At 69.3% G+C, this 22,338-nt stretch carries 15 protein-coding genes; 6 read left to right on the forward strand and 9 right to left on the reverse strand.

Going from position 1 to position 22,338, the window contains the following annotated elements; translation table 11 throughout:
* Positions 1 to 9: 9 nt before the first annotated feature.
* Together J3P31_RS16115 and J3P31_RS16120 are read right to left on the reverse strand one after the other, a co-directional pair.
* Entirely contained in the window at positions 10 to 2,547 is a 2,538-nt protein-coding gene (locus tag J3P31_RS16115) for a hypothetical protein (protein WP_210529523.1), read from the reverse strand.
* A gap of 89 nt (positions 2,548 to 2,636) precedes the next feature.
* Positions 2,637 to 4,256, reverse strand: coding sequence for an ABC transporter substrate-binding protein (locus tag J3P31_RS16120; protein ID WP_210529524.1), 1,620 nt, complete (start codon positions 4,254 to 4,256; stop codon positions 2,637 to 2,639).
* 194 nt (positions 4,257 to 4,450) lie between these two features.
* Here J3P31_RS16120 and J3P31_RS16125 point away from each other — a divergent pair, with 194 nt between their 5' ends.
* Complete coding sequence (locus J3P31_RS16125) at positions 4,451 to 5,545, forward strand: LacI family DNA-binding transcriptional regulator (RefSeq protein WP_210529525.1); 1,095 nt, start codon at positions 4,451 to 4,453, stop codon at positions 5,543 to 5,545.
* An 83-nt stretch (positions 5,546 to 5,628) separates the two neighbouring features.
* Here J3P31_RS16125 and J3P31_RS21445 read toward each other — a convergent pair whose 3' ends face one another.
* Both J3P31_RS21445 and J3P31_RS16135 read right to left on the reverse strand, forming a co-directional pair.
* Positions 5,629 to 6,690: an SGNH/GDSL hydrolase family protein gene (locus J3P31_RS21445; RefSeq protein WP_210529526.1), complete on the reverse strand. Its 1,062-nt coding sequence runs from the start codon at positions 6,688 to 6,690 to the stop codon at positions 5,629 to 5,631.
* Positions 6,691 to 7,361: 671 nt separating this feature from the next.
* Positions 7,362 to 7,652, reverse strand: coding sequence for a YfbK domain-containing protein (locus tag J3P31_RS16135; RefSeq protein WP_210529527.1), 291 nt, complete (start codon positions 7,650 to 7,652; stop codon positions 7,362 to 7,364).
* 902 nt (positions 7,653 to 8,554) lie between these two features.
* On the opposite strand from J3P31_RS16135, the gene J3P31_RS16140 reads away from it, so the two are divergent.
* The 5 genes from J3P31_RS16140 (at position 8,555) to J3P31_RS16160 (ending at position 15,470) form a co-directional block, all read left to right on the forward strand.
* Positions 8,555 to 9,313 (forward strand): AzlC family ABC transporter permease, encoded by a 759-nt coding sequence (locus J3P31_RS16140; protein WP_210529528.1) that lies wholly within the window; start codon positions 8,555 to 8,557, stop codon positions 9,311 to 9,313.
* Positions 9,310 to 9,639: an AzlD domain-containing protein gene (locus J3P31_RS16145; protein ID WP_210529529.1), complete on the forward strand. Its 330-nt coding sequence runs from the start codon at positions 9,310 to 9,312 to the stop codon at positions 9,637 to 9,639. Before J3P31_RS16140 ends, J3P31_RS16145 begins: the two co-directional genes overlap by 4 nt.
* Before the next feature lie 569 nt (positions 9,640 to 10,208).
* Positions 10,209 to 11,354, forward strand: coding sequence for an extracellular solute-binding protein (locus J3P31_RS16150; protein WP_210529530.1), 1,146 nt, complete (start codon positions 10,209 to 10,211; stop codon positions 11,352 to 11,354).
* A 266-nt stretch (positions 11,355 to 11,620) separates the two neighbouring features.
* Positions 11,621 to 14,104 (forward strand): PAS domain S-box protein, encoded by a 2,484-nt coding sequence (locus tag J3P31_RS16155; RefSeq protein ID WP_210529531.1) that lies wholly within the window; start codon positions 11,621 to 11,623, stop codon positions 14,102 to 14,104.
* Positions 14,105 to 15,212: 1,108 nt separating this feature from the next.
* Entirely contained in the window at positions 15,213 to 15,470 is a 258-nt protein-coding gene (locus J3P31_RS16160; protein ID WP_210529532.1) for a hypothetical protein, read from the forward strand.
* Positions 15,471 to 15,783: 313 nt separating this feature from the next.
* Here J3P31_RS16160 and J3P31_RS16165 read toward each other — a convergent pair whose 3' ends face one another.
* The 5 genes from J3P31_RS16165 to J3P31_RS16185 form a co-directional block, all read right to left on the reverse strand.
* Positions 15,784 to 16,344, reverse strand: coding sequence for a L,D-transpeptidase (locus tag J3P31_RS16165; RefSeq protein ID WP_210529533.1), 561 nt, complete (start codon positions 16,342 to 16,344; stop codon positions 15,784 to 15,786).
* Positions 16,345 to 16,480: 136 nt separating this feature from the next.
* Positions 16,481 to 17,893 (reverse strand): ATP-binding protein, encoded by a 1,413-nt coding sequence (locus J3P31_RS16170; RefSeq protein WP_246849584.1) that lies wholly within the window; start codon positions 17,891 to 17,893, stop codon positions 16,481 to 16,483.
* On the reverse strand, positions 17,893 to 18,570 hold the full coding sequence (locus J3P31_RS16175; RefSeq protein ID WP_210529534.1) for a response regulator: 678 nt from the start codon (positions 18,568 to 18,570) through the stop codon (positions 17,893 to 17,895). The genes J3P31_RS16170 and J3P31_RS16175 overlap by 1 nt, the downstream gene beginning before the upstream one ends.
* A gap of 278 nt (positions 18,571 to 18,848) precedes the next feature.
* Positions 18,849 to 20,825: an oxidoreductase gene (locus tag J3P31_RS16180; RefSeq protein WP_246849583.1), complete on the reverse strand. Its 1,977-nt coding sequence runs from the start codon at positions 20,823 to 20,825 to the stop codon at positions 18,849 to 18,851.
* A 163-nt stretch (positions 20,826 to 20,988) separates the two neighbouring features.
* Entirely contained in the window at positions 20,989 to 21,990 is a 1,002-nt protein-coding gene (locus J3P31_RS16185) for a LysR substrate-binding domain-containing protein (protein WP_210529536.1), read from the reverse strand.
* Positions 21,991 to 22,338: the final 348 nt, after the last annotated feature.

Consider the following 22,338-nt stretch of genomic DNA (forward strand, 5'->3'; position numbering starts at 1 on the left):
CCGGCCCCGTCAGGCCTGCATCACCACATGATAGGGCTGGTTCGCCAGATCGCCCGCGAGCCCGGGCACGAGGACGGGCGCGCCCGAGACGGTGGCGCTGGCGAAGAGCTGGAGGTGGAACGGCGTGTCGAGATAGTCGCCGGGGATGACCGCGACGTAGCCGTTGCCGTCGGCCCGCATGGGATCGGCGCGCCACCGCTTGGACTGGTCCACGACGCGGTACCGGAGCACGGGCGCCGCGTCCGCCGGGCCGGAGTAGCGGATCGTGAGGTCCCCGCCGCGCAGGAAGGTCTCCGGCACCTCCAGCCCACCGGCCGTCGTGACGGGACGGCGCGCCTCGATGGCGGCCGCCGCCCGCTCGGCCTCGGGCGAGAGGGCCAGGCTCTCGGTCCGGCCCCCGCCTCGGAGCGACTCGAGGTCGAGGAGTTCGTTGCGCATCTCGGCCTGGCGGGACTGCCAGGAGCCGCGCAGCCAGCCCTGCGGTCCGTAGGTCAGGTCGTCGTGGTAGACGTCGCGCGACAGGTCGGCGATCCGGTCCCAGGCCATGGTGGAGCGGCGGGCGTGGTCGAGCACCCGGTCGAAGAGCACCGAGGCCTTGGTCGCGACGAACAGCTCCGCCCAGACCGCCGCGCGGTAGCGTTCGGCGAAGAAGCGGGCCAGCCCGGCGCAGATCTCCACGTCGATGAGGATGCGCTGCGTCTCGGGGCGCAGGTAGTCCCGGGCCTCCTTGGCGGAGATGAGGGCCTGCTCGGAGGTCCGGGCGAGGTCGGTCAGCCAGTCGGCCACGTCGAGGGGCGTGTAGCGGTGCTCCGTGCCTCCGGCGAGCAGCTTCTCGACCCATTCGCGGGCCGTCGCGAAAAGCTCGGAGTCGAAGGTGGGGGCGTTGCCGAAGCGGACGGGCGCCGGCATGTCGAAGGTGTAGTTCAGCCGCCCCATGCCGTCGATCAGGGCAAGGTTGGAGTAGACCTCGGGCCAGTAGTGGTTGTTCGAGGCCGAGGGGCCATGGGTCAGGGAGACCAGGGGCAGGACCCGGCTGGCGCTGGCGAGACCCTTCTCGCAGGCCTCGGCGGCGTCGCCGCACTCCCGGCGCAGGTGCCGCTGCCAACCGTCGGCCGGCCCGTCCGGGGCATAGAGGCCACGGCCCCAGACCCGGTACTGGTAGAGGTACTTCTCCCAGTCGCGCCGGGGGGCCAGCCCCTCGCGCTGGTAGTTGAACCGCTGGCCCGGCACGCCGGTCCCCATGCGGCCCTTGAAGCTGAGCGGCTCGCACCACTCGACCCCGTCGCTCCCGGCGAACATCGAGAGACGTCCGTAGCCCCCTGCAAGCGCGGGATCGCCCCACAGGAGGATGCGCTGGGTCCCGGCCCAGATGCGGTAAAGGACCGAGTAGTCCTTGTCCTTCCGGAGGAGGTCGCCGTAGCTGTAGCGCAGGAACTTGCGCGACCCCTCGGAGAGCTGCTCGCGCTCGCTGCGGGCCTGCTCGGGCGGGTATTCCTTCTCGCGGATCGAGGACTGGTGATAGGCCAGCCCCATGTGCTCGGCCATGTACTTGGGCGAGGCGGTGAACGGCATGCCGGAGCGGCGGGCCAGCTCCAGCGTGGTGTGGTCCAGGCCCTTGCCGTGCATGTCGATCTCGACCGGCCGCCCGGCGTCCGCGACGCCCGCGAAGGCCTCCCCCCAGAAGCCGTACTCGCCCTCGGCGATGCCGCCCTCGACATGGACGCGGAAGGTCAGCCCGGTGATCTCCGGGACCTCGGTGAGGAGCCGCGTGATCGCGGCCCGGCAGTAGGGCGCGAGGTTGTCCCGGGTGACGCCCTCGACGGTGTAGTTGGCGTTCGGGACGTCGTCGAAGTCGTAGCGCTGCGTCCAGAGCGCCAGCTGGAAGTCGAGCCCGCGCCGCGCGGCCTCCCGTCCGATGAACTTCAGGGTCTCGAGGTTGCGGTCGCGCTCCTCGTCGGAAAGCTCGGGTACGCGGACGTCGTGGCCGTCGACGGCCAGGAGGAACGGATACGGGAAGTAGAAGTAGACGTCCCGGATCCAGGCGTTGTGATAGGGGTAGTTGTACCCCATCCCCAGCGTCAGGCTGAAGCGGTTGAACCGGTTCGTGGCCAGCATGGTCAGGTAGTCGCGCCAGCCGTCCCGGTCGTGGAACCAGCCCAGGTCCTCGGATTCGGAGCAGAAGAGCCGGGCGATGGACCGGATGCGGGCGGAGGGCCGCTCGACCAGCGGGAACGGCCCGGCGAAAGGGTCGTCCCCCTCGGCGTGGCGCGCGCGGTCCGCGAGCTCGGTCAGGGCATAGACCAGACCACGCGCGTCGTGGCCCCAGACCGAGATCGCCTCATCGTCCCGCCAGATGGCGAAGGCCTCGGCCGCGTCCGGGCATTCGACCGGGGCGCCGGAGCCGTCCGCGACCAGCCTGATCGGGAGGCCGGCGCCCGAGGGTCGGTTCCGCAGGGCCTGGCGAAGGTCCTCGCAGGCCCAGGCAGTCGCGCCAGCGGCGGCGAGTCCGGCGGGGTCGTCGATCCGGAGATCCGGTTGGTAAGGCATGGGCGAGCGGTCCTGATCACGATTCCAGAGGAAGCGCGGGCGCGGGAAGTGCGGGAGTTCCGGCGCGCCCGCGCCGAGGCGGGCTGGCGTCAGCCGGCGAAGCTGGCCTTCGTCAGCCGCCAGTGGGCGTAGCCGGACTGGACCTCGTAGCCGAGATCGAGGTCGGCGGCCCGGACCATCATGTAGCCGTTGGTGACGATCGGCAGGAGCGGCAGGTCGGTCAGGATCTTGACCTCCATGTCCCTGACCATCGCCAGGCGCTTCTCAAGGTCGGACTCCGCCATCGTGGCCGCCAGCATCTCGTCGATGCCGGGGACGACGACCCCGTACCGGGAGAAGTTGGGCCCGCCGGAGCCGTCCGGCTTGACCTCGGAGGTGGCGGCGAGCTGCTCGGAGATGGCTTGCGTCGGCACCGGGGGATAGGCCGCCGAGCGTTGGTACAGCGTGTTCGTGCCGGTGGCCTGGTCGGCATGGAAGGCCGTGTGGTCCCGGAGCTCGAGCTCCATCTCCACGCCGCCTTCGCGCAGGAGTTGCTGGATCATCAGCATGATCGAGGAATAGTCCTCGCGCTGCGAGGTGTAGGCCTTGAACGAGAACCCGTTCGGGTGGCCCGCTTCGGCCAGCAGCTCCTTGGCCTTTTCGACGTTCCGCTCGTAGCGGATCTCCTCGGGGATCGTCTCGGCCGTGAAGCCGCCCGGGAAGGAGGGCGGGTTGATGCCCCAGGTCCGCTGGCCGAAGGGGGCCATGGCTTCGGCGATCTGGCCGCGGTCGATCAGGTAGGCGACGGCCTGCCGGACCCGTACGTCGTCGAAGGGCGGCGCCGCCAGGTTGAAGGAGATGGTGAAGAAGGACCCGGGCGAGGCGACATCGAAATGCAGGCCGGGCGATTGCGCCTGGATCGAGGGAACCCATCCCGGCGCACGCACGCCCTCCATCATGTGGATGTCGCCGGACATGAGGGCCAGGGTGCGGGCCGTCGTGTCGGCGATGTACATGGTCTGGAGACGGGGGACGAGCGGGGCCTCGCCCCAGTAGTCCGGGTTCGCCGCCAGGAGGATGCCTTGGCTCGGATCCTCCGCGACGCTCTCGAGCTGGTAGGGCCCGGTGCCGATCGGGTCGCGTTCGAAGGCCTCGGTGCCCTTCTCCTCATAGGCCTTCTTCGAGACGATCGAGGCCGAGTGGTGCAACAGCGTGCCCATGATGAAGAGCGGATCCGGCAGCTTGAGCTGCAAGGTCACCGTATCGGGCGTGTCGGCCGTCACGCTCTCGAGGTTCTCGTAGAGCGCCGACCTCACGCCCAGCTCCTCGGGGTTGAGCAGGCGGTCGAAGCTGAATTTGACGTCCTCCGAGGTGAGCGGGCCGTACCCTTTGTGGAACTGGACGTCCGGCCTCAGCTTGAAGGTCCAGGTGCGGCTGTCCTCGCTGGCCGTCCAGCTCTCGGCAAGGCTCGGCTGGACCTCCTCCACGCTGTCGGGGAAGCGGCCGAGCGGCATGTCCACCAGGGTATCGAACATGTGGATGATGGCCCATTCGTCGGCGCCCTGGATGGAACGCGCCGGGTCCAGCGTCCGGAAGCCACGTGCCGAGAGAGCGATCCGCAGGGTGTCCGAGCCCTGAGCGATGGCCCTGGCTGCGAATGTCGAAGTTAATGCGAGTCCGGCAAAAGCCGCTCCTGACCTTCCGACGAAGGCCCGACGAGTAAGCGTCATCGATTTTCCTCCCTTGGATGCCGCCCCTCCTCCGGGTCGGCCTAGCGCGTTGTGTATGGCCCTTGTGCCGGACCTGATTCGGAGTTTGGTAGCGCTGTCATCTGAATTGGTAGCGCTGTCATTGTGATTTGGTCAACGAGAAATGTCCGTGATACAATCTGCCATGGAACGCTGGATGTCAGGACGTGAGCCGCATGAGAGCCGATAGGCGACCCACCCTCACGGACGTGGCACGGCTGGCGCACTGCAGTCCGATCACCGCATCACGGGCCATCAACACTCCCGGGATCGTCTCGGTGGATCTGCGCGAGCGCGTCATGGCCGCCGTCGAGCATCTGGGCTATCGACCCAATCTCAATGCTCGCGCGCTGGCCTCGACCAGGACGCATGTGGTCGGCGTGATCGTGCCCTCCCTTGCCCAGCACATCTTCAGCGACGTGCTCCGGGGCGTGTACGATGCCGTGCAGCCTACGCCCCTCCGGGTCCACCTGGGCAACACCCATTATGACCCGGCGGAGGAGGAGCGCCTCATCGGCGAGTTCCTGCGGCACAAGCCGGCCGCGATGATCGTCTCGGGCATCGACCAGAGTCCCCTGGCGCGAAGCATGCTGGCGGATGCCGGCTGCCCGGTGGTCCAGATGATGGACCTGACCGGGGATCCCATCGATCGGGTCGTCGGCTTCTCGCACGTGGATGCGGGCTACAAGATGACCCGGCACCTCATCGATCAGGGCTATCGCCGCATCGGCTACCTGTTCCTGGTTGGCTGGATGAACACCCGGTCCGTCGGGCGCCTGCAGGGCTGGCAGCGAGCCCTCGAGGAGGCGGGTCTCTACGACCCCTCTCTGCTGATGACCCGTACAAGCAAGGACCCGGAGGGCCAGTCGCGCCAGCAACGCGGCGAGGTGATCACGCCCCTCCATGCCCGTGCGGGGCTCCGGGAGCTTCTCGCCATGACGCCCAGGGTCGATGCCGTCTTCTGTAACAACGACCCCCTGGCTCTGGGGGTCCTGTTCGAGGCGATCGCCCAGGGATTGCGTGTCCCCGAGGACCTGGGCATTGCCGGCTTCAACGACAGCGACATGATCTTGGGCGCCCACCCCAGCCTGACAAGTCTGCGCACGCCCCGCTACGAGATCGGGTTCCGTGCGGTCGAGGAGGCGCTTGCCGTCATCCAGGGGCAGCCGAACCCCGAGCCGATCATCGACCTCGGAACAGAGGTGTCCTTCCGCAAGAGCACGGATCGTTGTGGCCGACTGCCAATGGACGAGGCGGTTGGCCGGACTTAGCCGCAAGTGGCGCAGGTGAATGTCCCGAGGCGGGGACGGCACGCCATCCCCGCCCGGACAGGCTCATACGGGCGTCGCCTGGATCACTGGCCGATCCCGAGAAGCGAAAGGTCGATGGACTGGGCCATGGCCTCGTAGCCTGCGTCATTGGGATGGAGGTGGTCTCCCTTGTCGAACGCCGCCTGGATCCGGCCGGGGCTCGCAGGGTCCTGTACGGCCTGATCGAAGTCGATCACCCCGTCAAACGCGCCGCCCGTGCGGATCCACTCGTTGACCGCCTGCCGCTTCGCTTCTTTTGCTTCGTTGTAGTAGCCCTCGAGCGGCCCGCCCTCGAACGCATTGTTGAAGGGCGTGAGAGTTGCCCCGATGATGCGCAGGTCATGGGCGTGGGCACGATCGATGAGTTGCCGGTAGCCTTGGATGATCTGCTCGGCCGTAGGGGCGGGCTCGCCCTCGGGGACCAGGGCGCTGTCCGGCCAGCCGATGTCATTGATGCCCATCATCAGCACCACGGTGTCCACGCCCGGATGGCTGAGCACGTCGCGGTCGAACCGGGCCAGGGCATTCTCTCCCATGCGGTCGCGTAGCACGCGCGCGCCCGAGATGCCCTCGTTCAGAATGGTCACCTCGGCGCCCATGGGCACGATCCGCTCGGCCAGTTGATCCGGGTATCGGTTGTTGGCGTCCAGCGTGGAGCCGTCGCCGTCGGTGATCGAGTCCCCGAAGAGCACGATGGAACGCGTTCCGGGAACCGCATCGATGGCGATGCCGCTGAGCCAGATGCGGGAAGGAAAGGTCTGCGTGGCCTCGAAGGTCTCGTCGTCCGCGACATTGCCGGTGCCGATGTAGGCCGTCTGCCGCGCATCATTGTGCCAGGTCGTCGTTGGCGCGACCTCGGGCAGGTAGAGGCTGACGGACAGGGAACCGAGGTCCTGGACGGCAAGGTCCACGGGATCGCTCCAGACCGGCGCGCCCGGGGGCACCGTGATGCCCTGCTCGCCGCCGAAGGTCAGCACCTGATCGGTGCCGGGCTGGATGGCGCCGCTCTCGCCCGCCAGGGCCACATGCGCTTCCCCGATCACCAGCGGATGCTCGCCATATTCGTTGGAGAACTCCACCCGGATCCGGTCGCCGCCCTGACTCACCCGCACGACCTGCCGGATGGTCTGATCGCGAAGGGAGCGGGGGATCCCGGGCGCCGCGAAGAAGTCATCGCCCCAGTCCTGCTGCGGGCTCGCCGTCCAGGTGTCGATCCAGTTTCCCGCTCCGGCCGCTCAGTCCGCGCCAGTCGTCTCGACTTGAGTGTCAGGACTGGACGTCTGGTTCCCGGGGTCGGTTGCAGCCTCTTGGGCCGCCAGCCCGATGGGTTGAGCGCCAAGCAGGGCAGCGATCGTGATGGCAGTCAGGGCTCGGCAGGGCTTCATCGTCAGGAACGCCGCCGAACGGCCTTGGTTCGCTTTGAACATGTGTCCTCCTCCCGGACGGCTTGGAGCCTGTTGGCCAGCCTCTCACCTCCGTCCAAGCAAGATTGTAGCTGGACCAGGATCGGCGTCGAGCCGCCCAGGGCGGGGCCGTCATTCGCTCTGGATGTCGTGTCCTGTCCGGACGTCCTCTGCGGCAGCGTCAGATCGGTGCCAACGGTCCCGGTGAACCTCACCAAGCCGAAAGCCGGACCTGCAGCGGCTCGTCCCCGGCTTCGAAGCTGGCAGGAGACCAGCGACGCGTCGCCGCACGGCCTACGGCAAACCCGGCGCGGCTTGGCTCTGATGGCGGCTTCGGGCGACAGCCAGAACGCCGGATTGCGGACGACCGAAGGTCATCTGCGCGCACGGATCATCGGAGAGCCGGTCCTGCGGTTGGCCCGGGCCAGCGCGATGGCTTCGTCCCAGCTCCATCCCGCCACGGACGGCGAGCCGCGCAGGAACTGGCCGAAGCCCGCGATGGCAACGGCGAAGCGCCCCTCCGAGGAGACCGGGCCCGTGGCCCGGATCGGCAGCTCGGACAAGAGGCTGCTGCCCTGGTCCGGCTCCTTCCAGAGCAGCCGGAGCGTCCCAGCGTCGTGGCCGTCGCGCCGGACCTCGTGGAGCGCGGCATCTTCACCCCGCAAGGAGCATGAGACGAAACTGCACTCCGCTTCTCGTTCGCGACAAGAACGATCCCGGTCGAGTCTGCCGCTTCAGAATGACCGGAGAGGCTTTTCCTGTCCTCGTCAGCACCGACGAAAGCCGGCCCTGGCCGACAGCCGGTCGATCTCTGCATCGACGCCCATCATCATGGCGCGGAGCCCAGGTCGGCGTCCAGGACGCGGCTTTCCCGGCTCGAAACAGGCGGAAGCGCAAGTCCTCGCCTCCGCCGTGGACCGGTCGGCCGAGCAGGGTTCAGATCAAGCGACCCCCGAGCAATCCATGCGCTCGATCGGAAAGGCCGGAGTGCTTCATCCGATCTTCGACTGTGCTTGGTTTCCCAATTGGAGTTCGCCTCTTTTGACGCCTTTGGGCTTGGGGAAAGAGACCTCATTCACGCAAGTGATTGCCGGTTGGGTCGTGCGAGGTGGTCTTGCCCCTTGGCAAGGAAAGCCAGCTGCATCGTCCCGGCCCGGACAGGCGACGCCCAGAATGGCAAATGCCCCTGCCTCGACGTCGTGGCGAACTGAAGGCCCGGGGCCGACGTCTCCACATCGTTGGTCGCCGAACGGGGCTGCGGCAAGCCCGACACAACGGACGTCCCCGACAGCGCTGCCACATCGAGAATGCCTTTGCGCGCCTGAAGGTCTGGCAGCCGTTGCCATCGGGCGAGAAGGGCCCAATTCCGTGCGGACGACCTGCCGGGCTCTGGTCCCGGTGCTTTGAGGGCGCAGACCCACAATAAACCGTAGCAGCCGGCGTGCCCTGACCGATAAGGCAGAGCAGGTTGCAACCTGTTCGCAGGCTGGGACCGTGTGATCTTGTCCGGAGAGCGGGATTGACCGAAAGCGTCGACAAAGATGCGCCTCCCCTTCGCGGGGACGGAATGCGCAACCTTGGATCGGGCCCGGAGGACGCCGCCTCCTCCGACGGTCAGGATCGGCGCCTTGGGCGAAGCGCCTTCGCCCAAGGTCTGCGGGACGGACTGCCCTTCATGGCGGCGCTGGCGCCGTTCGGGCTCCTTTTCGGAGTTGCGGCCACCGAAGCGGGACTGGGGCTCGGTGCGGCGATGGGCTTTTCGATCGGGGTCATCGCGGGGGCGTCGCAGTTCACGGCCGTGAGCCTCATGGCGGACGGCGCGCCTGCGGTGGTCGTGGTGCTGACCGCCTTGGCCGTGAACCTGCGCATGGCGATGTATTCGGCCGCCCTTGCCCCTCATCTGGGCGCCGCTCCGGTGTGGCAGCGTGCGCTGGCGGCCTATGCGCTCTTCGACTCGAGCTACGCCTGTGCCTCGCAGGCCTATCCCCGGCACCCTCACTGGTCGATGCGGGACCGGCTCATGTACTTCGCGGGCGCTGCGGGGCCGGCCATCCCCATGTGGCTGCTGGTGACGGCGACGGGATCCGCCTTGGGCGCCACTATCCCGGGCTGGCTCGCGCTCGATTTCGCGGTGCCGATATGCTTCCTGGCCATGGTAGCCCCCGGGCTCAGGACGCTGCCGCAGGTCGCGGCGGCCGTCACCTCGGTGGCGGGTGCGCTTGCCTTGGCTTGGGTGCCCTATTCCCTGGGTCTCCTGATCGCGGCGATCCTTGCCATGGCCGTCGGAGCCGAGGTCGAGCGGCGCCTGACAGGGAGACTGGCATGACGGTCGCGACCGTATGGGCGATCATCATCGTCCTGGGCGTTGGGACCTTCCTGATCCGCTTCTCGTTTCTGGGACTGATCGGGCGGAGGCCGATGCCGGAGTGGGTCCTGCGCCATCTGCGCTACACGGCCGTCGCCGTGCTGCCGGGCCTGGTGGCGCCCCTCGTGCTCTGGCCGCAGGCCACCGCAGGCCAACCTGACCCGGCCCGCATCCTGGCGGCTCTGGCGACGGTCGGCGCCGGACTGTGGACGCGCAGCGTGCTGGGCGCCATGGGGGCGGGAGCGCTGGCGCTCTACCTGGTGCTGGGAGCGGAAGCCCTGCTCTAGGCCCGGGAGCCTGAGAACCTGGCCCAGCCTCCGCGTCAGGGGGCACGGCGCAGACGGGGGCGAACAGGTTCTCAGGCTCCTGGGGTCCGGGTCTGGACGCCGCGCGACTCCGAGCGGCCCAAAGTCCAACCACCATGTCCAGCAGCGCCCGCAGATCCACTCCAGCCGCTTTGAAATCGAGGCCTCGGGCTGGTCCTCCGGGCGCAGGAAAACAGACGCGGCCCCGAAGGCCAGCCGTGGCGCCGGCGCGTTCCGCCAGCCACGCGGGCGCCCGAGCGGGTGTAGGCATCGGCAGAGGCCAGGTCGATCCTGCGTGCCGCCACGGGGGGCGGCGGGGGCCAGGATGGCCCGGACCTGCAGCTGTCGCGGTCCTGAGGCCGGCCGCAGCCCGATCCGCGAACGGCTGGGGCGCGCATCCCGACCTCATGATTGCAAGCCACATCGCCGCGAAAATGGCCTAACATGTCGGTGTGGGCCGGCCCGGTCGTCCTGGGTTGGCCGCCAATGAAGCTCGCCGCACCCTTGGTGCGGCCCACGAAGCCAACAAGATCGAACAGGGGGAACAATCAATGAAGATCACCATGCTGATGGGTTCGGCGGCGCTCGCGCTCATGCCGATGGCCGGCGCGGCTCTGGCACAGGATGCGACAGCCGCCGACCTGCCTCCGTGCGAGGGGTGCTCGGATTCCATGGTCATCATGTCCTGGGGCGGAGCCTATCAGGACATGCAGCTGAAGGCCTATGTCCAGCCCTACATCGACGCCACCGGCGTCAAGGTGACCTGGGACGAGAGTTCGGCCGAGGCCGTCGCGAAGCTTCGGGCGATGACCGAGGCCGGCAATGTCACCGCCGACGTCGTCGACGCGCTTGGCGCCGATGCGATCCGGCTCTGCGACGAAGGCGCCGTCATGGAGGTGCCCCTCGACGACTGGCTGGCCCCGGCGCCCGACGGCACCCCGGCCAGCGAGGATTTCGGCGACAACATCGTGTCCGAGTGCCACGTTCCGACGAACGCCTATTCGACCACCTTCGGCTACCGCACCGACGTGGCTGAATGGAACGGCCAGACCCCGGACGACATCTGCGACATCTTCGACACCGAGACCTTCCCGGGCAAGCGCGCTCTTGAGCAGCGCCCGATCAACAATCTGGAATGGGCGCTGATCTGCGACGGCGTCCCGGCCGAGGACGTCTACGACAGCCTGGAAACGGACGAGGGCGTGGAACGGGCCTTGGCCAAGCTCGACACCATCAAGGACCAGGTCGTGTGGTGGACCGCCGGCGCCGAGACGCCCCAGCTGCTCGCCGACAAGGAGGTCGTGATCGGATCGACCTACAACGGCCGCCTGTTCTCGGTGATCGAAGAGCAGAAGCAGCCGGTGGCCATGCTTTGGGATTACGAGGTCCTCGACATCGACGGGTTCGTGGTTCCGGCAAACCTGCCGGAGGACCGGCTGAACCGGGTAAAGCACTTCCTGCGCTTCGCCACCGACACCCAGCACCTCGCCAACCAGACGAAGTACATCTCCTATGGCCCGATGCGCGCCTCGTCCCAGCCTTTGGTGTCCACCCACGCCGAACTCGGCATCGACATGACTCCGCATATGCCGACGTCGCCGGAGAACGCCGCCCACAGCATCCTGTTCAACTACGGCTGGTGGGCCGACCATCGCGACGAGCTCGACGGGCGCTTCCAGGCCTGGCTGGCCCAATAGGGGCCGGGAAACCGGGAGGGTCCCATGGGCCCCTCCCGTGCCACCAGGTCCCGTAAGCGGGCGAGGCCCGGAGCAGGCCGTGGCCGGAACCGTCAGGCAGGGCGGGACCCGGGGCCATCCTCTCGGGGCCGACCCCGGGCGCTCCGGTCCGGCCGCGTCCGGGTGCCGCATCCTCCCGTCGGCGCGTCAAAACTGTCGACGCAGGTGAAACGATTGTTTAAGCCGGGACCCTGCTTGGGATCGAGCCCATGTGGGGGATGCGCCCTTTGACCATTCAGCACGCTGACGAGTTGGATCGCCTGGACCGCCGGGTCGCGGCCCTCGAGGCCGAGAACGCCCGCCTGAGAGCCGATCTGGCAGCCAGGGAGCCCGACCCCGACCGGCCGCCCGGTCAGGCGAAGGAGGAGGTCTGGGCCGGCGCCGAGCTCAAGGACCGGATCTTCGCCGCGTCCAGCGACTGCATCAAGGTGCTCGACCTCGACGCGCGGCTCCAGTTCATGAGCCCGGGCGGTCACACGGTCATGGAGCTCGATGACTTCGAGACGTTGCGGGGCCGTCCCTTCGCGGACCTTTGGTCCGGGGCGGATCGGGTGGCGGCCGAGGCGGCCCTGGACTCGGCCAGGTCGGGCCGGGAGGCGCGCTTCCGCGGACATGCCCTCACGGCCAAGGGCACGCCCCGCTGGTGGGACGTGGTCGTCGCCCCGATCGGTGGGGCCGACGGACGACCCGAGAAGCTTCTTGCCGTGTCCCGGGACATCACCGCCGAGCATCTGGCTCAGGAAGCCGTGCGGCGCAGCGAGGAGCGGCTGCGCAACGTGCTCGCGATCAGCACCGTGGGCGTGATGTTCTGGGGCGAGGGCTTCGGCCTGACCGACATGAACGAGGCCTTCCTGCGCATGACCGGCTTCACGCGCGAGGAGGCCATGGGCAAGACCTGGCAGGAGCTCACGCCGCCGGAGTTCGTCGAGCCGTCCTGGAAGGCCGTGGGCGAGGTGACCACGCTGGGCGAGACGACGCCCTACGAGAAGCAGTACTACCGCAAGGACGGCTCGCGCTGGTGGGGGCTCTTCGCGGCCCGTCGGGTGGGCGACGAGGTGGTGGAGTTCGTGCTCGACATCACGGCCCGCAAGGAGGCCGAGGCGGCGCTCCGGCTCAGCGAGGCGCGCTTCCGCGCGGCGGTGGACGCCATGCAGGGCCGGCTCTGGACCAACGACACCACCGGGCAGATGGTGGGCGAGCAGCCCGGCTGGGCCGCCCTGACCGGGCAGTCCTTCGACGAGTACCAGGGCTATGGATGGACCCGTGCCGTGCATCCGGACGACGTGCATCCCACGGTCGACGCTTGGCGACTCGCGGTGGCGGAGCAGCGCGCCTTCGTCCACGAGCATCGCGTGCGCCGCCAGGATGGCGAGTGGCGCCTGTTCTCCATGCGGGCCATTCCCGCCCGCGATGTCTCGGGCAAGGTTCATGAATGGGTGGGCGTCCACACCGACATCACCGATCGGCGCGCCCGCGAGGTGGAACTGCGCGAGCTGAACGAGATCCTGGAGGCTCGCGTCGCACAGGAGGTGGCCGAGCGTACCCAGGCGGAGGAGGCGCTGCGCCAGAGCCAGAAGATGGAGGCCGTGGGCCAGCTGACCGGCGGGCTCGCGCACGACTTCAACAACCTGCTGACCGGGATCACGGGGTCGCTGGACCTGATGGGCAACCGGCTGCGGCAGGGCCGGACCGCCGACCTCGAACGCTACATCGGAGCGGCCATGACCTCGGCCCAGCGGGCGGCCGCGCTCACGCATCGCCTGCTGGCCTTCTCGCGCCGCCAGCCGCTCGACCCCAAGCCCGTCGAGGCGAACCGGCTCCTGGCGGACATGGAGGATCTGCTCCAGCGGACGCATGGGCCGGGGATCACGCTGGAGATGAAGCTGGCCGGGAACCTGTGGCGGACCCTTTGCGATCCCGTGCAGCTCGAAAGCGCGATCCTGAACCTGTGCCTCAATGCGCGGGACGCCATGCCGGACGGAGGCAAGCTCACGGTCGAGACCGCGAACCTCGACCTTGCCGAGGCCTGCGTGGCGCATCATGACATGAAGCCGGGCTCGTATGTGACCATCTGCGTCGCGGACACCGGGTCGGGCATGCCGCCGGAGGTGCTGGAGCGCGCCTTCGACCCCTTCTTCACGACCAAGCCCATCGGCCAGGGAACCGGGCTCGGCCTGTCCATGGTCTACGGGTTCGCCAAGCAGTCCGAAGGCCATGTGCGCGTGATCTCCAAGGAAGGGCAGGGCACGACCGTGAAGCTCTACCTGCCCCGTCACCGCGGGGCGGCGAACCCCGAGGACGAGGAGGCCGGCCTGGTTTCGGTCCCGCGCGCCGGCCCGGGCGAGACGGTCCTGGTGGTCGAGGACGAACCGGTGGTGCGCGCGCTCATCGTCGAGGTCCTGAACGACCTGGGCTACCACGCCCTCGAGGCCTCGGACGGGCCGGAGGGGCTGAGGCTCGCCCAATCGGGGCGGCGGATCGATCTCCTCGTCACGGACGTGGGTCTGCCGGGCCTCAACGGGCGGCAGCTGGCGGATCAGGCCCGTCTGGCCCGCCCGGACCTCAAGGTCCTGTTCATCACCGGCTATGCCGAGAACACGACCCAGGCGGGCGGGTTCCTGGAGCCCGGCATGGCGATGATGACCAAGCCGTTCTCGGTGGACACCCTGATGATGCGGATCCGCGAGATGATCGAGGATCGGGCGGGATAGGTCCGGCCCGACCGAGCGGCTCGACGCCTGGGGCGCCTGCCACCTCGGGCTGCCGCACATCGTCCGCTTTACGGAGGCCGGCAACGCCATCGTGGCAGGGTACTTCGAACGCGACACCCGGCTCGCCCCTCATTTCGCCGGTGCCTTCGCGGGCCTGTCGTTCACGAGCCGCCAGTCCGCCGCGATGCGATACGCACCGGACCGCGGTCGAGCGGCTTCGCGGCCATGCTGGCGGGCCGGACTTCGGACTGTCGCGTGGACATGGACCGGGCCATCGAGTTCAGCCCTCTCGATCCCGTGCTCTGCGGGATGCAGGCCTGCACGGGCGCCGCCCAACCTGCGGACGGCAGGCACGGGGAGGCCGTCGAACGGGCCAGCAGCGGGGCCGGGCGCCCAGTCCCCGTATCGACATGCTGGTGACGGCGGTGGCCGCGTCGCATCCGGCCGGCGACAGGGCAGACGTCCGCGCCTGGCAGGAGGTCTTGGGTGCCCGCTATGCTGGCGCGACCCTGCAACAGATCTTCACGGTGCCGCCATTCACCGACCAAGGCCTGCCAACCCTTCTGAAGCTGCCCTCCTCGGCGCAGGCACCCCGACGTGCGGAGGGTGCTGCCGGTCACGGAACTGCCCGTTGCGTGCAGTGGGCCATCGGCGGCGTGTGCCCGATCAACGCGGCCAGCGCGCGAACGTCTTGCGGAGCATGGGGCCCTCCGCCCCACGCGGCGACAAGGGCCGTCAGCCCTCGGGGCCAGGGTGCTGGCCTTCTTTCGGCAGTGCGCCGACACGGGATCCGTCGGTGGCAGGGCTCAAGCACGGAACGGCTCCCGGGGAGAGCGGGACGGGGCCATGAGCCTGGCGTGCCGCCGGCAGGACGGTCCGGTGCCCCGAGGAACCTCCGGCCCGCCGGTGGCGCGTGGTCCTGTTTTCCTGACTTGTTGCCAAACGCGTTCGGCGCGAGAGAGCGCCCAGGGTTCTCCGGGGGAGGGCGTGGCGACAAGCGCCGCTCGCACCCGGTGGTCCCGCCCGCCTGCATTTCACACGAGCCCGCGCCGCCGGTCATCCGCCGTGGTGGGCCCGCCATTTGAGTTCCTGTATTCGAGCTTCTGTCATGAACGTCCTGATCAATGCCGCGAACATCTTCTTCGTCCTGGGCTACTTCACCACCGACATGCTCCGGTTGCGGCTGCTGTCCGTCGTCGGCACGTCCTGTGTCGTCGCCTACTTCTACAGCCAGCCCGAGCCGATGATGAACGTGGTCGCGTGGAACCTGGTGTTCCTGGTCCTGAACCTCGCGCAACTGGCCCAGATGCTGCGTTCGCGCTGGCCGGGCCTGGGCTTCGGCGGGCGGCGGCCGGCGCTGCCGTGACGGGGGACGCCCAGGGACAGGGAGCGTCGCGGACCGGGGCAAGGTGGAGGAAACCTGCCAGGCCTGGATCCAGACGAGCAGGTTGCACGCCGGAATCTGCGGCCCAAGCGCCGCAACTTCCGGCAGGCTCCCGTTCCCGGGCCTGCCAGGGCAAGCTCAAGCGGGTTTTCCTTCAGTTGCCATATCCCCCCTTGGGTGCGCCAGTCGACGGACAGGCAACGATCCAAGGCTGACGCGCTCAGGACCGCGCGGATGGGGGACCCTGAGCGCTGCCAGTTTCTCGGGAGTTGAAGAGGGCGACGGGTGTCGGGCCTCAGAGGATCCGCACCTGGGTCCCGACCCGCACCAGGCTGAAGAGTTCGGTGATGTGCTCGTTGTAAAGGCCGATGCAGCCGTCCGAGGAGGGCCGCCCGATCTTGCGCGTGTCGTGGGTGCCGTGGATGCGGTAGTACTGCCAGGACAGGTAGAGCGCATAGGGGCCGAGCGGGTTCAGGGGATCGTTGCCCGGCACCACGGCGGGCCATTCCGGAAAGCGTTGGCGCATGGACGGCGTGGGCGTCCAGGTCGGGGCCACCTTCTTCTCGACCACCTCGGTGTAGCCGCGGCGGGTCAGCTCGTCGCTCGCCGGCACGGAGGTCGGGTAGACCCGGTGCTCCTCTCCATCCCCGCTCCAGTAGTGCAGCGACGTGGAGCCCGTGTCCGCCAGGATGGCCCCGGCGCCCAGCGTCTCGAAGTGGTCGCGCCAGTCGTGCGTCACGAAAGCAGAGGCGTTACGGCGGCTGTCCTGCGCGCGCAAGAGGCCGGGGGCGGCCAGCGATGCCAGAAGGGTGCCGGCTCCCAGCAGAAGGGTCCGGCGGGGGGTGGGAAGGGTCATCGTTCTGTCCTGCTCGGCGGCCACATGAGATCGGCTGAGTCGCAAGCGAAGCTTACGCCAACCTTAAGACTTTGCCGGGGAGCCACGCTGGCCGATCCATTGCGCAGCCGTCGGCGCGGGATGGGGTGGCCCCCGGTCAGGCAGGACTGGGGGTGGGCGCGCCAGCCGACGTGCCAAGGTCCTGGGGGACGCAGGGAAACTCGATCTCCGCGATCATGCCCCCGCCCTCGGCCGGTCCAAGGGCGAGACGTCCGCCTAGGCGCTGGGTCGCGAGGTCCACGATGGCGAGCCCGAGGCCGCTGCCCGTGCCCTTGGCCTGGCGCCCCCGAACGAAGCGGCGGGTGACCTGGGCCAACTCATCGGCGGGAATGCCCGGTCCCTGATCCCGGACCTGGATCAGGCCGCGCCGCCCCTGGTCGAGACGATCGATGGTCAGGGTCACCACGCCGCCGGGCGGCGAGGCCGCCACGGCGTTCTCGAGGAGGTTGCGCACGGCGATCCCGAGGAGGAGCGGGCTGCGGCAGACCAGCGGACCTGTGGGATTTCGTGCCGTTCTCAGCCCGACGCCCTTCTGCTGAGCCAAGGGCGCAAGGTCCTCGACGAGGCCCGTCAGCATCAGGCCCACTCCGGCGCCGGGCTCCTCGCCTCCTGGACCCTCCGCCTCCACCGCCGCCATGTCGAGAAGCTGGCGCACCATGCGGTCGGTCCGGTCCACCGCGCGCTGGATCTGCGCCAGCGCCTTGGCCTGGACCGCCGGATCCTGGGCGAGGGCCGCCACCTGGGCCTGGGTCTTGAGCCCCGAGAGCGGGGTCTTGAGTTCGTGGGCCGCGAAGGCCGTGAAGGTGCGCTCGCTCTCGCGGGCGGAGGCCACGCGGGTCATGAGGCCGTTCAGGCCCTCGATCAGGGGGCGCACCTCGCGGGCGGCAGGTTCGTCGGGCAGGGGCGTGAGATCGCTGGCCGAGCGTGCGGCAAGGATCCGGGCCACGCGGTCCAATGGCGCGAGGCCCCGACCCAGGCTGATCCAGATCAGGCCCAGGAGGGCCGGGAGCACGAGCCCGGCCGGCAGGACCAGGGCGGTGATGATGCTGCCCACCAGGTTCTCGCGCATGGCCATGGTGTCGGCCACCATGACGCGGATCCCGAGGTCCGGGTCCTCGGCCGTGTAGACGCGCCAGGCCTGCCCATCGACCTCGCTGGTGCTGAAGCCGGACGGGCTGGAGCTGAGACGCCCGTCCGGAGCGCCTTCGGACTGCCCCAGGAGGATATCCTCGACCGACCAGATCTGGCAGGACAGACGATGCTCGTAGTCGGCCGCAGGCACAAAGACTGAATCGACCCCACTCGTGTCGACCGAGCCGGCCGTGGCGCCCAAATCGATGCCGTGGCTGTCGATGAGCGAGACGACCATGCGGGCCGCCTCGGAGAGGCGGGCATCCAGCACGCGCTCCACATGTGCCTCGGTCCGTGCCCGCGTCCAGAGCACCGCCGAGGCCCAGACGGTGCCGGTGGCCAGGACCAGGATCAGGAACAGGCGCAGGCGCATGGACATCAGGCGGTCTCCTTCGCGGCCTCGGGGGCCAGGCGGTAGCCTACGCCGCGCACGGTCTCGATGAAGCCCGCGCCCAACTTGCTGCGCAGCCGGTGGATATGGACCTCGACGGTATTGCTCTCCACCCCCTCCTGCCAGCCGTAAAGCCGCTCTTCGAGGGTGGCCTTCGCCAACACCGCTCCGGGGCGCTCGAGGAGCGCGCGCAGGAGGATGAACTCCTTGGGCGAGAAGGTCTGCGCGTCGCCGTCGATCTCACCTTCCATCTTCGCGGGGTCGAGCACGAGCCCGTTCCAGGCGATGCGACCGTCGGCCCGCCCTTCCGCGCGGCGCAGGATGGCGCGCAGGCGTGCCGCGAGCTCCCCTAGGTCGAAGGGCTTGCCCAGGTAATCGTCGGCCCCGCCGTCGAGGCCCGCCACCCGTTCGTGCGGGCGGTCGCGGGCCGTCAGCATCAGGACCGGCAGCGTCGAGCCCCCGGCGCGGAGCCGGGCCAGCAGGTCCAGCCCCGAGCCGTCGGGCAGCATGAGGTCGAGCACAACGCCCGAAAAGCCGCCCATCTCCAGGGCGGCCTCGGCCTCTGCCACCGTGGTGACCGCCTCGGAGGTGAAGCCTGCCAGATGCAGGCCCACCACAAGGCCGTCCCGCAGGACCTCGTCATCCTCGACGATCAGCAGTCTCACGATGGGACCTCACGCTCGGGCGGGATGGGGCTCTCATTGGCGGTGATCCTTAAGCCCGGCTTAAGGTCCAAAGGAAAGGGGAGGTGATCCGACGCCGACAGGAGCCTGAGACCGGAGGACAGCGAGCCGCCCTGATGAATGCCCTGGTCTGATGCCGCTGATCCGATCCCCGGCGCGGACCGGCCTGCGCGATGAGGCCATCGCGCGCTGCGATTTCTGGTGTCTGCCCTACTCCTCACAGACCGGTTGCCACGGCGGGCCATGATCCCGGTGAACGATCAGAGCCCCAGGGCCACCTTTCGTCCTTCATGAAAGGCGTAGGGCGCCTGCCGGGGGGCGGCGCAGTCGCCGATGCGATGAACCTCCTTGCCAGGGAGGGAGTCGGGAAAGGGATCGAAGGCCTGGTTCGTGGTGGCCATCACCAGCGCCGAGGCGGGCAGGGTCTCCTCCCGTCCGTCCAGCATGGAGCGCAGGGTGACGCCGTTGCCGTGCCAGCGGGCGATGACATGCTCGGTCAGGAACCGCGCGCCGGCCCGGGCGAGCCGCGCCCGCGCCGCGCCGTCGGCCGTCGTCCGGGCGATCTCCTTGCCCACGAAGGGGTCGGGGGTGACCAGGATCACCCGTTTGCCCTGCTCGGCCAGCGCCCAGGCGGTGCCGACGCCGCGCCAGGTGCCGCCCTCGTCGTAAACGACCACGGTGTCGCCAAGCCGTGCCTCGCGCCGCAGGACCTCCTCGGGCGACCAGACGCCGCCGGCCTCCAGTCCGGGGAGGCGCTCCTCGCCGGGCAGCCAGCGCTGCCGCGCGTCGGCATCGGGCAGCGAGCCCGTGGCCAGGATCACCACCTCGGCCGGATGGGCGGCCACCTCCTCCGTGTCGAGAAAGGTGTTCCGTCGCACCTCGACTCCCAGCTTCGCGAACTGTCGCTCGTACCAGCCGAGGAGGTCGAGGATCTGCCCGCGCCGGGGTTGCAGGCCCGCCAGGCGGAACTGGCCCCCCAGCTGCGGCGCCGCCTCGACAAGTTCCACCCGGTGCCCGCGCTCGCCTGCCACCCGCGCCGCCTCGAGCCCGGCCGGGCCGCCGCCGACGACCAGGACCGACCTCGGGCTGTCGGCCCGCGTGAAGCGGTCGCCGCCCCATTCGAACTCGCGCCCCGCGCTCGGGTTGATCAGGCACGAGATCCAGTAGTCCCGCGAGCGCCGGCCCCAGCACATCTGGTTGCAGGAGATGCAGCCCCGCACGTCCCCGGCGCGGCCTTCCTCGACCTTGCGCGCCAGATGCGGGTCGGCGATCTGGCCGCGCACGATCGAGACGAGGTCGGCCTGTCCGGAGGCGATGATGGCCTCGGCGTTCTCGGGCGTGCGCACATGCGCCTCGGAGGTGACCCTGGCGTGGGCGACGACGCCCTTGATCTGCTCGGTTACCGGGGCCGTCAGCTTCTCGGCGAACAGGAAGGTCGGCATCAGCCGGTCGTAGTCGAGATAGCCGCCGTGCCCGCAGGTGACGTAGTCGACATGCCCCGTCGCGTCGTGCAGCGCGATGATCTCGAGCAGGCTCTCGACCGACAGGGTCACATCGTGGGCGTCGGAGGCGCTGACCGCGAGGCCGATGATGAAGTCGTCCCCGCACGCCCTGCGGATGCCCTCGATGACCGTGCGCGAGAAGCGGGTGCGGTTCTCCAGCGAGCCGCCCCAGCGGTCGTCGCGGCGGTTGCTCCAGGGCGTCCAGAACTGGTCGAGGAGCGAATGATAGGCGGCCCAGACCTCGACGCCCTGGAACCCGGCCGCCCGGCAGCGGACGGCCGCCGCGACATGGGCGTCGATCAGCTCCAGGATCTCCGCTTCGGTCATGCGGTGCGAGCCGTCCGAGTCGTGGTAGCTCCGGTCGCCCGACGGCGACCAGTGCGGGGCGAAGCTCAGGTCCGAGTCGCCATGGGCGCCGACATGATAGAGTTGCTGGAGGATGACCGCCCCCGCGTCCTTCACGGGCTCGGTCACCTTGCGGAAGTGGGGGATGACCTCGTCGCTTCCGTGCCGGAAGTTGCCGCGGGTCAGCACCCCCGTCCGATGGACGGGCATCGGCTCGGCCACGATCATGCCCGCCCCGCCCAGCGCCCGCTCCAGCAGGTAGGCCGCCGTCCGGGGCCCCGGCAGGCCATCGTCCGACATGTTGTTCGTGTGCGCGCCAAAGACGATGCGGTTGCGCAACCGGTGGCCCCGCAGGTCCAGCGGCGACAGGAGGTGGGGGTGATGGCTCAAGGTCGTCCTCCGAACGGGGTCGGACGCCGGTGCCAGTCGTCCCCGCCGGGCCGAGTACGCCGCCTCGCCCATCCCGAGTCAAGCAGGTGATCCTCCGACCGAGGGTTCGGGCGCCGCGGCCTGTGCGCGTGGCCGCGCCGGCGGCTTCCGCGGCTCCGTCGCATCATTCGGGGGGCGGACTTCCCGATGCAGGAGGATCGGCATGGGCCGTGCCAGACGCGTCGGGCGACGGGCGCACCGTCGGTGAAGGACTTGGAGCCAGCCGCTCGGCGGCCGCCATCTCCAGCATCCAGGCCCGGAACAGGGTGGCCGCAGGCGTCAGCGCCCGGTTGGAGTTCCAGGTCAGGTGGTATCCTCCGGGCGGACAAAGCACCAGATCGGTGAACCGCACCAGCGTCCCGTCCCTGACCAAGGGGGCCACGATCCGGTGCCAGCCGATGACGAGGCCTTGCTCGGCCATCGCCGCCTGCAGCGCCACGCTGAACTTGCCGAAGCGCCGGATGTCGGCGGTGTGCCGGGCCAGGCCCGCCTGGGCCAGCAGGTCCTCCCACCGCAGCCAGTCCGAGGCGACCCACTCCACGTCCAGAAGCGGCAGGTTCGTCCAGTCCCGGGCCGCATCGTCCCGATGCGCCCTCGCATAGGCGGGGCTGCACACCGGATAGACGCGATCATCGAACAGGAACTGGGCCGTTTCCTCCGCCCAGCCTCCCGAGCCGAAGCGCACCCGCAGGTCGACCTCGGCCCGGCGGAAGTCCCGCGTGTTGTCGGAGATCAGGTGGTCGACCTTGACCTCGGGAAAGCGCCGCCAGAACTCCGGCATGCGGGGCAGGAGCCACATCGAGCCGAAGACGTCGGAGCAGGCGACGGTGACCTTGCGGGCGGTGTCGCCCCGGCGGATGGCGCGCACCACCTCGGACGCTTGGGCGAACCCTCGGGCCAGGACATGGAACAGCTCCTCGCCCGAGGCGGTCAGCCGCACTCCCTTGTTGTGGCGCAGGAACAGCGCGACGCCGAGGTCCTCCTCGAGGGCGCGGATCTGACGGCTGACGGCGCCCGGGGTGACGTTGAGCTCGGCCGCGGCCAGCGTGAAGCTCGCGTGGCGTGCCGCTGCCTCGAAGACAGACAGCGAGGTCACGGGCGGCAGGTCGTAGAAGCGCCTGACCAATGGGACCTCCATGAACCCCCACGCCGGGATCGCGGTGCGCCGACCCGAGGGGATGCGCCCGCCACGGACCTTGTCGTGTTGACCCCAGCTCAAGTCAAACGTGATCTTTTCCCACGTTGCCAGACCGGGGGCATCCCGCTTTCCTGCATCCGTCGCGCGTCGCCGGCGACCCTGCCATCGCCGTGCCCGCGCTCAACGGAATGACCTCCCAGGACCGTCCGGTACGCCGCAGCCGAAGCGGCGCCGGCCGTCCCGTCCTGGGCAAAGCAGGGGAGCGGACATCTTGGCGCGCAGGCAGGCCCCTTGGGCTCCGGCCCGGCTCTCCCCGATCGATCTGCAACCCAAGGA

The sequence above is a fragment of the Rubellimicrobium arenae genome (assembly GCF_017916275.1).
Classification (GTDB): Bacteria; Pseudomonadota; Alphaproteobacteria; order Rhodobacterales; family Rhodobacteraceae; genus Rubellimicrobium; species Rubellimicrobium arenae.